At 48.6% G+C, this 17975-nt stretch carries 8 protein-coding genes and 2 tRNA genes; 1 reads left to right on the plus strand and 9 read right to left on the minus strand.

The features are described 5' to 3' along the window. Positions 1-26: 26 nt before the first annotated feature. A complete protein-coding gene (locus tag EDI28_RS06510) occupies positions 27-746 on the minus strand; it encodes a winged helix-turn-helix domain-containing protein (protein WP_128783052.1) in 720 nt (239 codons plus the stop codon). Between the two features lie 176 nt (positions 747-922). Between EDI28_RS06510 and EDI28_RS06515 the strand changes: the two genes are divergently transcribed. Then, positions 923-1831, plus strand: coding sequence for a DMT family transporter (locus EDI28_RS06515; protein ID WP_128783053.1), 909 nt, complete (start codon positions 923-925; stop codon positions 1829-1831). A gap of 307 nt (positions 1832-2138) precedes the next feature. On the opposite strand, the gene EDI28_RS06520 is transcribed toward EDI28_RS06515, so the two are convergent. The 8 genes from EDI28_RS06520 to EDI28_RS06555 form a co-directional block, all read right to left on the minus strand. Next, positions 2139-2215 (minus strand) — tRNA-Asp (locus EDI28_RS06520). Positions 2216-2256: 41 nt separating this feature from the next. Beyond that, positions 2257-2347 (minus strand) — tRNA-Ser (locus EDI28_RS06525). A gap of 126 nt (positions 2348-2473) precedes the next feature. Further along, positions 2474-13501: a tandem-95 repeat protein gene (locus EDI28_RS06530; RefSeq protein ID WP_164918488.1), complete on the minus strand. Its 11028-nt coding sequence runs from the start codon at positions 13499-13501 to the stop codon at positions 2474-2476. Between the two features lie 621 nt (positions 13502-14122). Then, the gene (locus EDI28_RS06535) at positions 14123-14734 is read right to left on the minus strand and encodes a phage tail protein (protein WP_128783055.1); all 612 of its coding nucleotides are present in this window, start codon (positions 14732-14734) and stop codon (positions 14123-14125) included. A gap of 114 nt (positions 14735-14848) precedes the next feature. Beyond that, the gene (locus EDI28_RS06540; protein ID WP_128783056.1) at positions 14849-15466 is read right to left on the minus strand and encodes a phage tail protein; all 618 of its coding nucleotides are present in this window, start codon (positions 15464-15466) and stop codon (positions 14849-14851) included. A gap of 76 nt (positions 15467-15542) precedes the next feature. Further along, on the minus strand, positions 15543-16166 hold the full coding sequence (locus tag EDI28_RS06545) for a phage tail protein (protein ID WP_128783057.1): 624 nt from the start codon (positions 16164-16166) through the stop codon (positions 15543-15545). A gap of 117 nt (positions 16167-16283) precedes the next feature. Further along, positions 16284-16907, minus strand: a complete 624-nt coding sequence (locus tag EDI28_RS06550) for a phage tail protein (protein ID WP_128783058.1) — start codon at positions 16905-16907, stop codon at positions 16284-16286. Positions 16908-17024: 117 nt separating this feature from the next. Further along, entirely contained in the window at positions 17025-17966 is a 942-nt protein-coding gene (locus EDI28_RS06555) for a methionyl-tRNA formyltransferase (protein ID WP_128783059.1), read from the minus strand. Positions 17967-17975: the final 9 nt, after the last annotated feature.

The raw sequence follows: 17975 nt of genomic DNA on the forward strand, positions 1-17975 counted from the left end.
ACGACCTTAATTATTATTTCAACACACTACCAACTCTCTGGTGTGAATAAATACCCTTTACTTCTAACCGTTATTATTTTTTTTGAAAACGACGAAGTATCACCAAGCTTCTTACGCAATGTCGCTACCTTATTGTCGATGGTGCGATCTATACCGTCATAATCTATGCCCCGGATCGTTTTAACTAAAAACTCACGCGATAGCACTTCATCAGCTCGTGAAGCCAGCAACCACAGCAGATCAAACTCGGATCCTGTCAGCGCTACTGGCTTATCGTCCAACATACAAACTCTACGGGTGTTGTTAAGCTTCAGGCTTCCGCAGACAAGCTGCTCATTATTTGTTTGAACCTTCGATCGCCCTGTTGATTTTTTTACTGCGGATTCAATATGTTGACGCCGTAATAACATCCTGATCCGAGCCAATAACACCCTAAGTGAAACCGGCCTTTGAATAAAGTCATCTGCACCTAACTCCAACGCCGCCACATGTTCGATATCATCTTCAAAAGGGGTTAACAACAGAATTTTACTCGATACATACGGCCTAATCTGACGACAAAGCCCCAAACTGTCACATCCGGGATTTACGAGGCTAATAATTATTAGCTCAGGTTGTAATGACTTGACCAACTCAGCGGCAGATGCCTCGTCCGAAAGCACTACTTCGTACCCATGTTTTATTAGGTAGCTCTCTTGCTGAGATCTAAGGTTCAAATCATCTTCCACTAACACTATTTTCATCATATCTATCTTATATCTAGCGTCAATTGCACATCGTTCAATACTGGGGCATATATTACTAGAACTAAGCTGGTTGTAAATCTAAAGCAGAAAAAAGCGTCTATATCACTTTGCACAATGGTAACATTTTAGAAAATTAGCCTTAAGATAGCCTTCTAAACAGAGCACAAGGACGCGTAATGAATTTTGATAGCGCAACGGCGAATAGCACTTCCCCCTATCTATTGTTGGCCTCTTTATCGGCCATCTTCATGGGAACTATCGGAGCCATTGCCGTCTATGCAAACCTCAGTTCTGAAACCGTGACTTTTTTCCGCCTCTTTCTTGGTGGGATCATCATGCTGGTATATCTGGCCGTTGACAAAAAACTCGCTTTATTGCGGTGCTGGCCCTCCTGGCAAGTAATCATCAACGGTGCCTTTCTTGCTGGCTTCATTGTTTTCTATATTCAGGCTATGAGCTATACCAGTATGGCCAACGCCATCATGACTATCTATCTGGCTCCCGTCGTCGCTTCTATAACGGCCCATTTTCTTTTTTCGGAAAAGTTAAATGCGCAATCTTTTGGCCTGATTTTGTTTGCTTTATTAGGCTTCGCAATGATGATGGAGTTTAAGGTTGAGTTCGGTTCAGGATCGCAAGACGCACGAGGTATGCTGTATGCCGTCCTTGCGATGGTGTGCTATAGCTGCTTTATCTTGATTAACCGCTCAATTCCGCCGCATGTACATGTTTTTACCCGCAGCTGGTACCAGCTCATGGTCGGCGCAGTCTGTATGTTACCGTTTATGCTGATGCAAAATGAATCCATAGCTCTGACTCAATGGGCCTGGCTGACGATAGCAGGACTAATACCCGGATTCTTGGCCATCCTGTTCGCGGTCATCGCATTACGGGAATTACCATCTGCCACTTTCGGCACTCTGTCCTACCTAGAGCCTATTGCGGTCGTTTCACTGGCCTGGATGCTTTTCGGCCAAACCCTAAGCCCACTCCAGCTCGCCGGCTGTATGGTAATTATGGCCTCTGGCATCATGCAGGCTGTCGCCGCGCAAAAGCCACAGTCAAAGCCAATCGAAGCAAATTAAGGTATTTGATAAGTTTCGACCGCAGGGCGAATATAAATTCAACGCACACAAAAAAGCCCCAGCATTTCTGCTGAGGCTTCGTTGTATTGGCGGAACGGCTGGGCTTGCATTCAAGCGGGACTCATTCGACCGCAGGACGAACCCAAATTCAACGCATACAAAAAAGCCCCAGCATTTCTACTGAGGCTTCGTTGTGTTGGCGGAACGGCTGGGCTTGCATTCAAGCGGGACTCATTCGACCGCAGGACGAACCCAAATTCAACGCACACAAAAAAGCCTCATCATTTCTGACGAGGCTTCGTTGTATTGGCGGAGCGGACGGGACTCGAACCCGCGACCCCCGGCGTGACAGGCCGGTATTCTAACCAACTGAACTACCGCTCCAATTCTGTATGATGCTCAAAATAAATCAAACATCTAGAATGTGGCGGAGAGATAGGGATTTGAACCCTAGATACGCTACAAACGTATGCCGGTTTTCAAGACCGGTGCTTTCAACCACTCAGCCATCTCTCCGTAAGTGCGGCGAATAATACGGTCCAACGCCAATCTTGTAAAGCGGTTTTTTAAACTTTCCAAACAAGCGCTTAAAGCTTGAACCAATACGACCCACACTGCTTTTAACACAACCAACCGAGGTGACTATTCGTCCTCGCTAAAGAGATATTTCAGCTTGAGTGCAAAGCCGTCAACATCATTAGCATCAATAAAGTACCGGGTCGCACCCAGCCCTATAGTCCAGCTATCATCAATCTCGTAGCCAAGCTCGACACCCAGATAAGGATCAACGCCATCATCACTGCTGCTGATAGTGTTTCCTTGATAGGTGCTATCAAAATCGGTTTCCCAATACATACCTCCGGCACTCACATCCAGATAGACTGAATCTGCCTGCCAGAGCGAATAACGCACATCAAGTCCAATTCCACTTGCCAGCACAGGTGAAAACTTTGCAACACTTTGATGGTACTCCTCTGGCGTAGCCGTATTGTTGCGGATCGTTGCACTACCCTGTCCCTGATCGATATAGCGTGCTGTCAGCGCCCAGTCCGAGCCGAATTCATACCCGACGCCTACCGTCCAGTAAAAATCAGAATCATCACTGTCGACAACAGTCCCCGCTTCAAGCCCAGAACGCTCATCTGCATTGCTCACACCAAGATCTGATTCGACAAACCAGCTGGCCTGGCTATTAAAACTCAGCAAAGCCAGCAGCATCAACCATCCACGTTTTCCTACTCGTCGAGTAAGACCAAGCAGAGCTAACAGGGCTAATGTCAGCCCTCCAAGGCTACCGCCCGCTTCATTTTCCACAGTCACTGACTGAGTCAATTTCGTTGTGACTTTAACCAAGCCTGTATCCTCCAGCCCATTCGAATCCCGGATCACATAGGTGATGGTATCCACACCTTCAAACCCGACTTTTGGTGTATACGACAAGGTCTGATCGCTGGTAATCGCCACAATCCCGTTTTGCGCCACCGCAGAGACAATGGTTAACGTGTCAGCGTCCGGGTCACTGTCGTTACTCAGCACTTGGATAACCAGCGACGTCCGATCATCGGTTACTACTTCATCATCCACCGCCACCGGTGTCTGACTGTTCACGACTTTCACAGTAACATCCGCAAAATCAGTCCCGCCATTATTATCCGTCACGCTGTAGCTAATAGTCGCCACACCATAGAACTGATCCTTGGCGGTATAACTCAGCCAGTTATTGACCACATCTACTGAGCCGAAGTCCGCCGTGGCATTGGCAATGGTCAGCGCATGGCCATCGGTATCACTGTCATTGGCCAGAGCATCAATCATAATATGGCCATTACGGCTAACGGAGACAGTATCCCCCTGTGCTTTCGGTATCGTGTTGCTGGTCGCTTTCGCGGCAACACCGCCCGGATCCACCACGCTGCCGTTGGCGACACCATCATCATCGTTCGGGCCACCATCCTGAATAGTCAGCTGCACACACCAGTGACCTTCTGTCAGTCCCTGCGTCCAGCTGGCATCCCCCGGAGGCGGGCAGTAACCTGCTTCACCTTGTGCCGAGGCCAGTGAATTCTCGGCATCTTCAACGAAGTCGACCCAACCTTTTATACCATCTTCTTCCTTATTCCTATACTTACGGTATACGGCATTGGCCGGGATCGGACGACGCTGCGGGAAGACCACGCGATAGCTTTGCCCCACCTGCGGCAGACCCGTTGCAACAAAATCAAAGATCCCGCCAATATTATCCGCGGCTTCATCCTCACCCAACTGTGTAGTCACCTCCGTATCGAGCAATTGGGTTCCGCCAGTTTCATTGCCAGCTACAGTCACCCCTTTGCGCAGGCAGACCCCCGGATCCCCTTCGACCAGATAACTTGACGGGTCAGAGACCGTTTCCTGGATCACATTACAATCACTAATAGCATCCTGGTAATCCGGAATACCGTCATTATCACTATCGGTGTGACCTTCCTGGTTATCCGGGATCAAGTCACCATCACTGTCTGCATCACCAAGCACTGCCAGAGCAGCTACAACCTCAAGGTACACGTCTTCTTTCACTGACAGCGGCCCGCTATCCGTCACCGTCAGCTGCAAGTGATAAATCGCCGAGCTCAGCTCTGATGGCGAGAAGCTCAGGGTAGCTCCCTGCGTCTGACCCGCAATGGCTGCTGTCAGCTTGTCATCAGCGGCTACCCAGGCATAGGTATGGGTATCTCCGGCGTTCGGATCAGCTACCGTTGCGGTAACAGTCACAGCCTGATCGCTGTTTTCCACCTTGCTTCGCTGCTCTTCACCCTGCTTCACTGTTACGCTCACTTTCGGCGCGACATTCTGCTCATAGATAGTCAGCGTATACTGGTTTTTACTGCCCAGGTTCAGGGATGAATCCAACGCAATGGTAAGGGTTTCTGCTCCTTCAGATACCTCATCAGAGTTCACCTTAAAAGTAATCTCCCCGACAGTGCCTGTCGTAATGTTCACTTCGCCACTTGTCAGTGAATGATCTGCGTTATTATCACCAGGCCCAGTACTGCTTCCTGACACGGTATAAGGGATCGTCACTGGATACGAAGGGGCCGAACCATTGAGGTAGACTTTCACAGTATGCGAAGTGCCTTCCGTGGTTTCCCCGTCTTTTTCGATGCTCACCAATGGATGAACAGTCACCTTCTGACTCGCTTCGGCCACATTTCCTTGTGAGTCTTCCGTCTGCCAGTACACAGTATTCACACCGGGACGGAAGAAGGTCGTGTTCTCGGCCAGAGAAACAGGCAATGGTTTACCGGTACTGTCAAAGGCTACCGCTGTCCCCAGATCCACTTTGGTCGACAAGGCGGTCGCATTCACTTCCACTTCATCCGGTGCCGTGATCGTCGGTACCTCCAGTTTGTTGCTCTTAATGGTCACCGTAGCTTTAGCCGTCGCTTTCCCGCCGTTGCCATCAATAACCCCGTACTGCACCGTTACCGTACCGCTTTGTGTGGTAGCCAGCAGGATCTTGCCATCTTGATGGCTGGCCTGCCCTGAAGTTGGTTTCACCCAGTTCAGCTGCAATGTGTCTTCATCAACATCCGTATCATTGGTCAGAACATCCAACGTATAAGCCGCCTGATCATTAGCTGTCAGAGCAAAGCTGTCATCCAAAGCAACAGGGGCATCATTCACGGCAGTAACGTTCAACGTCACGGAATAAGTCACCGACGACGCCTGACCATCACTCACCTGGTACTCGAAAACATCGCTACCGTTGTAGTTTGCGGCAGGGGTATAGGTCCAGCCATTCGAGACTGCCACCAACGAACCATGTGATGGTGCAGAAACCACCTTCCGTGTCAGGTTGCTACTATCCACATCGGACAATGCCGGTGTAATGTCAGCGCTTGCATCTTCGTCCAAATTGATAGACAAAGACTCACCCACCGGCGCATCATTGACGTTTTTCACCGTTAGATTGAAGGCAGGTAGTGAGGCGCTTGCCGCCCCGTCAGAGACCGAAATCACAATCCCGCTGGTCGTGCCGACATGACTGTTATCAGGGGTACCACTCAGCGTCCCCGTCGCTTCATCGAAGCTAGCCCAAGTCGGTTTGTTGGTAATGCTGAATGTCAACGACGTACTGTCAACATCCGTCACCTGCGGTTTGTAATAATAGGCGCTATCCTCATTAACCTCCGTGGCCGGATTGCCACTGATCACCGGTGCATCGTTGACATTATTAACCGTCAGACTAAAGGCAGGCAGCGACACTTTTTCCGTGCCATCCGACACAGAAATGACAATATTACTGGTAATGCCAACATGAGCATTGCCTGGCGTGCCACTCAGAACCCCGGTTGCCTCATCAAAGTTGGCCCAGTTCGGCTTATTGGCGATACTGAAGCTCAGTGTGTCCGCCGTATCATTATCAAGACCCACAGGGGCGAAATGATAAGCCGTATCTTCATCAACCGAATTGTCTGGCGTACCACTGATCGTCGGTGCGTCATTGACCCCTGCAATTGTTATCGTAACTGTCGCAGGTACCGAATCCAGCTCACCGTCATTGGCCTTGTAGGTAAAGCTGTCCTGACCGAAGAAGTTAGCATCCGCCTGATACGTCACTTCATTGCCACTCAACAGAACACTGCCATTTTCCGGTTGCGTCACCAATTGATATGTCAGTGACGAGCTTTCCACATCGCTGCCTGCCAGAGTAATGGCCAGGGCTTTATCTTCTTCTCCGTCTACCGACAGGCTCTGTACACTTGGCGCGTCATTGACCGGATTAACCGTCAGCGACACTTCAACCGGTTCGGAGTCAAGCTCGCCGTCATTGACCTTGAACTTGAAGCTATCTGCACCGTTAAAGTGGGTATTCGGTGTATAACGCCAGCTATTTTCACTCAACTGCTCAAGTTTACCGTTACTGGTGCTTTCAGTAATGCTGTACACCAGGGAATCGTCTTCGATGTCTGTCCCGCTCAGTGTGAGTGTCAGTGTGGTATCTTCATCCAGCGTTTGAGACTGAGCGGTCGCAACCGGCGCATCATTGACCGGTGTAACAGTCATCGTCACGGTTGCTTCATTGGAGATCGCGCCTGCGGCATCTTTGACTGTATAAGTGAAGGTATCATCACCGTAATAGTTGGCATTGGCGGTATAGACAATCGCCCCTTGTGACGTCACTTGAACCTGGCCATTGGCCGGGGCATTTACCACCGTCACACTGGTCAGGTCAAAGCTATCATTGACATCGACATCGGTATCATTACCCAACACGTTGACTTCGAAAGAGCCTTCCTCCTGCAGCTCAGCCGTATTATCTTCCGCTACTGGCGCATCGTTGACCGGGGTAAGCGTAACCGTTACGGTCGCAGGCGCAGACTGCAACCCTTCGCTATCAGTCAGGGTATAGGTAAAGCTGAATGTACCATTTTTGTTTGCACGCGGCGTGATCACCAAGCTGCCATCGTCCCGAATACTGACTTCCGCTTTCGCATACCTTCCCGCACCATTGCCTTGATTTTCCAAGGTGATATCATTTTTGCTAAAGCTCTGATCTTCGATATCGGTATCGTTCGCCAAAATTGCCAAGGTGGTTGCCACATCTTCATCAGTGGTTACGCTGTCATTACCTGCGACCGGACGGTCGTTCACCGCACCAATATTTATCGTCACAATAGCTGGTTCAGAAACACCACTTTCGCTATCGGTAATGGTATAGGTAAAGGTATCCGTCCCAACTTCGTTCAAGTTTGGTGTGTACACCAAAGTGCCAGCAGTTTGATCAATCGCCACACTACCCATTGACGGCTCTGTGGCAATCGCTATATCACCCGTTGGCTTACCATCTTCAATATCGTTGGCCACCGCACGCACCGCTATTGCATCAGTGACGTTATCCTCATCAATCGTCGCAGTCTGGTTACTCACGATAGGCAAGTCATTGACCGCCGCGATAGTGACCGTTACCGTGGCTTCTGCCGACGTATTCAAGGCCGCATCTTTTACCGTATAGGTGAAGCTGTCCTGTCCATTCAAATTGGCAGTCGGTGTATAGGTGGCAATACCATTGGCAATTGTTACGCTGCCTTTGCCTGGCTGGGTCACCACTGCAGCTGAGGAAGCCACCATATCGTCTTCCGGATCATAATCATTATCCAGCAGTTTGATAATGACTGCGACATCCTCATTGGTGGCTGCCGTATCGTTGACAGTAACAGGTGCATCAGCCACCGCATTCATGGTCAAACTCACGGTACGGATTTCAGATCTTGCACTGGACGCATCAATAACCTGGAAAGTAAAGCTGTCGCTGTGGTTTTCACTGCCATTATGTTGATAGCTGAAGCTGCCATTTTCACTTAGGTTAAGCTGACCATATTGAGGGCCTGTGACAACGGACACCGTTAAGGTATCGCCACTGTCCGTATCGTCATCCGCCGCATTGCTGAGCAGACCATTTGCAGTAGCCACCGCCAGAGTGGCGGCTTCATCCAGGGTAAAGCTGAAGTTTTGCCCAACCGGGGCATCATTGGTATTGACAACTTCGATGTTGAAGCTGTCCAGGGTATCCTCATCCGTGCCATCGGAGACTTTAATTTGAACAGCACTGTAGCTGCCAACCGCAGCATCATCCGGTGTACCACTGAGCGCACCGGTCGAGGTATCAAACTCCGCCCAGCCCGGTTTGTTTTCAATACTATAGGTATGTGTATCCCCCTGATCCGAATCGATCAGAGTTGGGGTAAAGCTATAGGCGGCGTCCTCATTGACCGTGGTTGCAGGCGTGCCGGACAACTGCGGCGCGACATTATATTTCTTCACGACCGTCGCAGAAATGCTCGCGGCAGCATTGCCTGCTTCATCCGATATCACCACCGACAATGTCAAAGTACCCTCAGCCAACGAACTGACATCAATCCCCGTCACTTGCTCACTCACAGCATCAATTGCTACCGACGAAGAACCAGACACGCTGTTGGTACCGTCACTGATTTGATAGGTAAATGAACCGGCACTTTCCAGACCCGATACTGTAAAGCTGAGCGCAGCCTCGTTATTTCGGTTAATCAGCGCCTGATCGATAACCACGCTGTGCCCACTCGGTGCCTGGGTATCGACCGTCAGCTCCAGCTGGGTCGCTGCAGTATTGCCGTTGCCCGCCGCATCGGTGAAGGTATCTGCATTGATATCTAACGTCGCATTGGTTTCTGAGTTAGCTGTCGGGGTGAAGAGCACGCTGTACTGAGTACTGCTGGTTGCCACGAAATTCGACAACTCACCGCCGGTCACGCTGATATCACCAATATTGAAGTCGCTGCTGGCTTCACTCAGAACAATGGTGATCGTTGCGGTTTCATCCGCCTTCAGGCTAGTCTTGTCGCTGGTGATTGTCACGCTTGGCAGCACGGTATCGACTGTTTGGATACTTTGTGTCGCGGCGGTGTTGTTATTGCCTGCCGCATCGGAAGCCACGTTGGCAGCCACATTCACTGTGATGTTGGCGGTGCTGGACGCATCAGGTGTTACCACCAAGGTGTATACGCTGCTGCTCACGGCGGTGAAGGCACCCTTGCTGCCGCCGCTGACGGTGATATCGTCCGCGGCAAAGCCCGTCACCGACTCACTGAAGGTGAAGGTGTAGATCACATCCCCCGTCGCCGTCCCGGTGGTGTCATCGCTGATCGCCACGCTCGGTACGGCCGTGTCTACTGCCTGTGTGCTTTGTGTCGCGGCGGTGTTGTTATTGCCTGCCGCATCGGTGGCCACGTTGGCGGCCACATTCACCGTGATGTCACTGATGCTACTGGCATCCGGCGTCACCACCAGGGTGTATACGCTGCTGCTCACGGCGGTGAAGGCACCCTTGCTGCMGCCGCTGACGGTGATGTCATCCGCGGCAAAGCCCGTCACCGGCTCACTGAAGGTGAAGGTGTAGATCACATCCCCCGTCGCCGTCCCGGTGGTGTCATCGGTAATGACCACCGTCGGTACGGCCGTGTCCACCGCCTGTATGCTTTGGGTCGCCGCGGTGTTGTTATTGCCTGCCGCATCGGTGGCCACGTTGGCGGCCACATTCACCGTGATGTCACTGGTGCTGGACGCATCCGGTGTTACCACTAGCGTATAAACGCTACCACTCGCGGCAGTGAAGCTACCCTTGCTGCCGCCACTGACGGTGATATCGTCGGCGATAAAGCCCGTCACCGCCTCACTGAAGGTGAAGGTGTAGGTCACATCCCCTGTCGCCGTCCCGGTGGTGTCATCGGTAATGGCCACGCTCGGTACGGCCGTGTCCACCGCCTGTATGCTTTGGGTCGCGGCGGTGTTGTTGTTGCCTGCCGCATCGGTGGCCACGTTGGCGGCCACATTCACCGTGATGTCACTGGTGCTGGACGCATCAGGTGTTACCACCAAGGTGTATACGCTGCTGCTCACGGCGGTGAAGGCACCCTTGCTGCCGCCGCTGACGGTGATGTCATCCGCGGCAAAGCCCGTCACCGCCTCACTGAAGGTGAAGGTGTAGATCACATCCCCCGTCGCCGTCCCGGTGGTGTCATCGGTAATGGCCACCGTCGGCACGGCCGTGTCTACTGCCTGTGTGCTCTGGGTCGCAGCGGTGTTGTTATTGCCTGCCGCATCAGTAACCACGTTAGCGGCCACATTCACCGTGATGTTGGCGGTGCTGGACGCATCCGGCATCACCACTAGCGTATAGACGCCACCACTCACGGCAGTAAAGGCACCCTTGCTGCCGCCGCTGACGGTGATGTCGTCCGCAGTAAAGCCCGTCACCGACTCACTGAAGGTGAAGGTGTAGGTCACATCCCCCGTCGCCGTCCCGGTAGTGTCATCGCTGATCACCACGCTCGGTACGGCCGTGTCCACACTAATCATTTCTTGGATAGCCGCAGCATTATTATTACCTGCACTATCCGTAAACTTACCAACTACCACGTCAATAGTGGCAGTGACATTGCTATCCTCACTAGGAGTGAAAGTCGCTGTATAGCTTGTTCCGCTACCAGAAAGTGCACTTAGTGTTCCGCCAACCACGGTAACATCGTCTTTGATGAAGTCACTGCTGCTTTCACTTAACGTAAAACTAATTGCGGCCGTCTCGCCACGTTTCAGAACAGACTTATTGCTACTGATCGTGACTGTAGGTTGCGTAGTATCAATCACAAGCGCCTTATTGGCACCCAGGCTATTGGCTGCACCCGGCGATGCCAGCGTCAAATCTGCTGCATTGCCATTACTGTCATTGATGGTACCGCTGTTAAGCTCCAACGCTGTTGTGCTGGCATAATCAAGATCACTGGCGATATCACCCGTCTGTACCGTATATTGGAAGATTAATGCGGTGCTGCCCGAACCAGATGTATAGGCCGCATAACGATCTGTGGTACCCGTTTCTAACAATAAACGCGGTGAGCCTGTTGCTGTTACTGCCTCGTCAAAACTTACAGCAAGAGAAATACTATCGCCTGCTTTATATTGACCGTCAGCCGTACTGGCACTCACTCCCGTTACCGTCGGTGCCACACTATCGACCCGCACATTCGTCAACGAACCAACTGAATTAAGTGCAATATTTAAGTCATTTCCTGCCGCGTCCTGGATCTCGTTGGCATTCATACTCAATGCCGTTAACGAAATCCCATCATTATCGACCAGACCGGATTCGACAGAATAAGTAAAGACCAATGCCTGAGAGCCTGAACCCGACGCATAGGCTGCTGATTTCGTGGTGCCGCCAATATTCAGCGTCAGGCTGGGCGAACCGCTGACAGTCACGACCTCATCGGTATTGACGGTAAAACTAAATGATTGACCCGCAACATAGGTATTATCAGCAGGCACAGAAACGCTAGCTATCACAGGCGGGGTTGTATCATCATCATCACTGATCGTGATTGTCTGTTGCTGAACGCCATTTTCAGAAGCACCGCCACCAGCAACACTACTGACATCGATAATAATGGTTTCAGCACCTTCCTCGTCACCATCATCGCTGCCGGTTATACCCGTTGCAGCATTGCCCGAGGTAGTGCCACTTGAAATAGTGATGCTACTGCTCGGTGTCGCAAAGTCGGTACCACTTGTCGCGGTACCCGAATAGCTCAGGCCAACCGTAACATCTTCATAGGTCGCATGCCCCAGTGTCGCGGTTATGCTGGCAGTGCCGCCATTTTCGGCCACCGTGCTCGTGCCCACAGACAGCGACACAGTAGGAGCCGCTTCGGCATCAGTAATTGAAATTGTCTGTTGCTGAGTACCATCTTCAGTGCCAACCGACACAGTAGAAACGTCAACAATCACCGTTTCTGCGCTGGCCGCATCGTACAAGGTATCCGCCACGCCCGTGACCGCAGCGGTGCCAGAACTACTGCCCGCGGAAATAAAAATACTGTCGGATTTGGTATAGTCCGCCGTGATTGTGGCTGTCCCCGAATAGGACAAATTAACGGTAATATCTTCGGGCCACTGATTATTCAAACTATTTGTGAGCGAAGCCGTAAGGGTGCTGACCCCGCCATCTTCATTGATGGTATTGGTATCAGCCCCCAGTGAAACTTTAGGGTAGTTAGCATAAATAGCATCGTCTGACTGACTGATTGCTGTTAAATAGGCGCTAGAGGCATTACCGACGCTATCTGTGAGGGTAGCGTTAACCGCTACATCACTGCCCGCTGCGACATCGGTGCTGCCATCGACAACAGAAAAAGTTGCGCTATATGTTGTGTCGGTTAACTTAGCTAAGTTACCTAATGAATAACCGTTGATATTACTTGTATTAAGCGTATAGATATCAGAAGAAGAATCGACGGTAATCATAGCAGTGACCGTATCACCGACTTTATGCGAAGAGTTTGGAATAGAAACGTTGGTGATTACAGGACCAAGCGTGTCAACGCTAATCGTAAACTGCGATACTTGCGAAGTATCATCACCACCATTCGAAGTACCACCATCATCTTGTACTTGCACATTAATAGTCGCAGTTCCAGCAACATTAGATGCCGGAGTATAAGTTAATGTACCGCTATTACTTATCGCAACGCCTGAAACTACATTATTCGGGTCGCTAGCCTCACTAATTATAAACGAAGAGACAGACTGGGAGGTTTCATCACTTCCTCCACCCGGAGAACTCATACTGGCAAAACTAGTAACAGTTTGTAATACGCCGGCATCAGCCCCCGAATTATTTTGATTTGCACCTATAGTGAGTAAAGGCTCATCATTGACAGCATTAATATTTAAAGTCGATGTTGCAGCAGACCCATCGACAGTACCATCATTAGGGGTAAGCGTCAGAGTAACAGAGGAAGTTGAGTTAGAAGCAGTCGTATAATTAATTTTAGTTATTGAGTCCAAATAGCTATTAATGCTCGACGCAGTGCCAGCCAAAGTCATGCTGGTAGTTCCTGAATTTGAAACCGTTACCGACGAAAAAGTACCATTGCCATCACTGGATGCTATCACGCCTGAATTAACGGCTAACGTCAGTGTCACTGTGTCTCCATCAGCATCCGCAACGAATACTGATGATAAATCAATACTTGTAGCCACATCTTCGGAAACACTGGCACTTATCGGTAAGCCAGAGAGTGTAGGCGAACTGTTACCATCCCCCTGAACAACTTTGAATAGTAAGTCATAATCACCAACTATACTGCCTCCCACATATAAAGAACCACTAGAATAGCTACCTGACTGTTCGTATAGCAAGTCACTGCAATCTGACGGAGTAATTTCAAAGGTATATGCATTACCACTTATAATAGGTAAGCTTTGGTCCAAAACATATGTCGAAAAAGAGAAACTAGTAAGTGAATTTATCGTACTTGGCAAAACGCCAATATTTTGAGAATGCACAGCTTCACTGCTTGTCCCTGAGCCGTTATAAACCTTTAAAGTACATGAAGTTCCAAGTGTAGATGACCCACTAGCAAAACCTATACTAGTCAGAAGCCCATTCTTTGTAGCGATAAACGATTGTGCAAGAATTTGAGTTCCACCAGATGTACCATCTCCCTTCCCATCATTATTAGTAATCGACACAGAAGCAGCATTCGCAAAAACGGAAAAAGCGAGCAACAATATTGAGCAAACTTTCAATATTTTTGAAAGTGACGTTTGTATTTCGCCTCGATTGGTAAAAGCTAATAAAGTTTCTTCTGCATTTGCCTTGATTTTCTTTATGAGATTACCCATAAGCGTCCCTGCTTACTCTACTTCTGCGACCAAAGATTGACGAAATATATACCTTAATAATCAAATAACCACTTTCGTGCCTTTTGATTACTAATTCCTAGAAGGAAAAGTACCTATTAACGCCATTACATAATTAACACCCAGATAAGGGTTTTGAATATTAATAGATGCTCCGTTCCCAGTATTATCAATGACGACAGTACCATCTCCGCCGGAACCTGATACATTGAGGCCACCGATATCAACCGTTGTTCCTACATTATTTGGAGCAACAAACCCTTTCACACTGTTAAAACCTTGCTTACCGTTGGCAAAATAATTACCTGCAGCTGCATCTTGATTTCCATCCGACGTCGAAACTGACAATGTCCCACTGGAAGAGCCTCCACCACTTGGAGTAAATGTGGCTAAGTGGTTATGAGCAGGTAATTGAGAAACAGCTAAATTAATCTCTTGAGCCCCTCCTCTTTGTCCCCACGCTATAGGAGAAACAGGGGGCAATGGAGTTCCCATAACACTACTACCAACAGGTGTACGTCCCCGTAAATCAGGCACCCCCATTGATGTTCTGGCATCACCACCATAAGTCGCACCGATTAGGGCAAATAATGCTGAAAAATCTGAGATTTGGAGCAACTGACCCGCACAAAAAGCGTAATTTCTAGGAGCGAAAGTTAAATGCACTCGGATAGACAAACCCAATAAAAGATTCCATTACTTTATCTCCTTATTCCATTTTCTGAACTCTAGTTGGCTTCGGCCATAAATAGATAAAGCCACACAGAAACTAAACAATCATTCACCAACACTATTGAACTAATTTCGAGGCGGATAAATTCCTTTCATCGAAATAACATAATTCAAACCTAAATAAGGGTTTCGGATGTCTATCGGGGTACTACTGCCAGTAGTACCCACTTCTACAGCACCACCGCCTTCTGAACCCGATACATTTAAACCACCTACATCAACCGTCGTTCCTGCATCCGCCGAAGCCACAAACCCTTTCACACTATTGAAGCCTTGCTTACCATTGGCAAAATAATTTCCTGTCGCGGCATCTTGATTCCCATCCGACGTCGAAACTGCCAGTGTTCCGCTAGAAGAGCCTCCACCAATTGGAGTGAAAGATGCCACATGACTATGGGTAGGCATCTGAGCTACTGAAAGCGATGTATATTGCCTCCCTCCCAGTTCCCCCCAAGCTACTGGGTTAAGTGTTGGTAAAGAAGGTGACCCAAAACCTATTGGCGTACGCCCCCGTAAATCAGGCAGCCCCATAGTTGACCTTCCATCACCGCCATACGTCGACCCAAGCAACGAATACAGCGCTTGATTATCTGAAATCGTAATAATTTGACCTGCACAAAACGCGTAATTGACTGGTGCAAAATTAAATGCACTAGGATGGACAAAGCCTAAAAATGAATCCATAACACTACCTCCTTATTGTCATTACAAAAGCGACATCAACATAGAAGCAAACTAACCACTTGCGAGTAATTATTAGTTAATTTCGAGGCGGATAATCCCCTTCCATAGCAATAACGTAATTCATCCCTAAGTAAGGATTTCGTATATCTATTGAGCTACTACCACCTGTCGGATCAACTGCTACTGTGCCACCACTGCCAGAACCGGACACATTTAAACCACCTATATCAACCGTCGTTCCTACATCCGCCGAAGCCACAAACCCTTTCACACTATTGAAGCCTTGCTTACCATTGGCAAAATAACTACCTTCCCCGGCATTTTGCTCACCATTTGACGTCGAAACTGCCAGTGTTCCACTAGAAGAGCCTCCACCACTTGGAGTGAAAGATGCCACATGACTATGGGTTGGCATCTGAGCTACTGAAAGCGTTGTGTATTGCACTCCGTACATTTCTCCTGGAGCTATTGGAATTAATGGTGGCAAAGGGCTCCCCATTCTGCTTGAGCCTACGGGTGTACGGCCGCGTAAATCAGGCAGCCCCATCGTTGACCTTCCATCACCGCCATATGTCGACCCAAGCAACGAATACAACGCTTGATTATCTGAAATCAGAATAATTTGACCGGCACAAAACGCATAATCCCTCGGTGCAAAGTTAAATGCACAGGGGTAGACAAATCCCATAAACGAATACATTACCTCACCTCCCTATTTACAAATTTATTGTTATAAAAATTTCTGCGACTTAAGTGAACTCAAACGCGTAACCAAATTAACTATGCCACTTCATAATCACTCACTGCTTTTTATTGACTAATTTCGCGGAGGAAATAGCCCATCCATAGCAATGACGTAATTCATTCCTAAATACGGGTTTCGTATATCAATAAATGCATCGCCGCCTGTTTCACCAACAGCTACAGTCCCACCACCTCCAGCCCCTGATACATTTAAACCACCAATATCAACCGTCGTTCCTTTATTAGCCGACGTAACAAATCCTTTCACGCTATTAAAACCTTGCTTACCGTTTGCAAAGTAATTGCCTTCTCCAGCAATTTGATCGCCACCTGACGTAGAAACCGCCAAAGTTGCACTGGAAGAATCACCACCATCGGGAGTAAATGTTGCAGAATGACTGTGCGCAGGCAATTGAGCGGAAGACAGTTTCGTTATTTGCAGCCCTCCCCTCCATCCAAGACCTATAGGGCTTAGTGGAGGCGTGGGATAACCCATCTCCATAGATCCAACTGGTGTACGTCCTCGCAAGTCTGGTAACTCATAAGTTACCCTTCCGTCACCGCCATAGTAGGTACCGATCAATGCAAACAATGTTGTGTTATCAGCAATTGAGACAGGTTGCCCTGAGCAAAATGCATAATCTCGCGGTGGAAAATTAAATGCACAGGGATAAACAAAACCTATAAACGTTTCCATGTTTCCATCTCCTTATTCCCGATATATTGATAATTTCTATTAATAAAACGAACACAACAGCAAAATTACCAAAAACCCAAATAACTTACGTACTACAAAATAATGAGCTATGCTGGTTCAAATTAACTGAACGCCAGCATCTATCCCATACCGGATGGCATACTGATATCCGGAAAAATAACCACTCTGACTCGCCACGACATCCAATGACACACTACCGTTAGTGACTGCAACCACCCAGCCTTTAAACTTATCAACCAATAAAACGGTACCGGGCTCAGCACCATAGGTAGGCTGCTGACTTTTAGAGATCTGTAATATCTGAAACGGCCCTTGCGCACATGTCACCGATATCCCGCCATGATGCGGATTACCGGCTTTAGTCGCCCCGATATACTCATCAACGGTATTTTTATTCCAATTTAGCTGTAAATCTTCAGTGGTCAGCCGCCCGGCAGCATAATCATATTCTGTTAACTCACGCTGAGGTATCCAGACAACTGACTGATTTTTAAATGATTCAATAAATTCACTGGCTAACTGAGGTGCCAGTTGCATTATCTTCATATTCAATGTCTGAAAATTATCAAAAGGGTGAATGGGCAAAGACAGCTGATGACCAATATCACCACTGTCAAACTGTTGCACTAGTCTGTGTAATGTTAGCTTCGTTTCATCCAGGTTATGCCTTAGCTGCCAATAAACAGGCATACTTCCTCTATAATTTGGAAGGTCTGATGCATGAATATTGAATATTTCACCAGCAAAATAATTAACTATTTGATAAGGAATTCGTTTGGGGAAATTAAAAACTACCCCCATATTGGCCTGCCAGCTATCAAGTTCAGCGGCTAGAGACTCTTCTTCTGAAAAAGAAGCAATAGGTATCGACATTGCTTGTAAGTTAGCAACTAATTGCTGAGTATCTGCATTTGCTAGAGGATCCGTACTAACCGTCACAACCACACCAACTAACAGATGTTTATTCTGTAACATATTCACCAATGGTAAACACATACAGCTTGAGGAAAAAATAACAATCTTCAGAGGTTGCTGCATATTATTCCC

The organism is Photobacterium chitinilyticum (assembly GCF_004104355.1).
Taxonomy (GTDB): Bacteria; Pseudomonadota; Gammaproteobacteria; order Enterobacterales; family Vibrionaceae; genus Photobacterium; species Photobacterium chitinilyticum.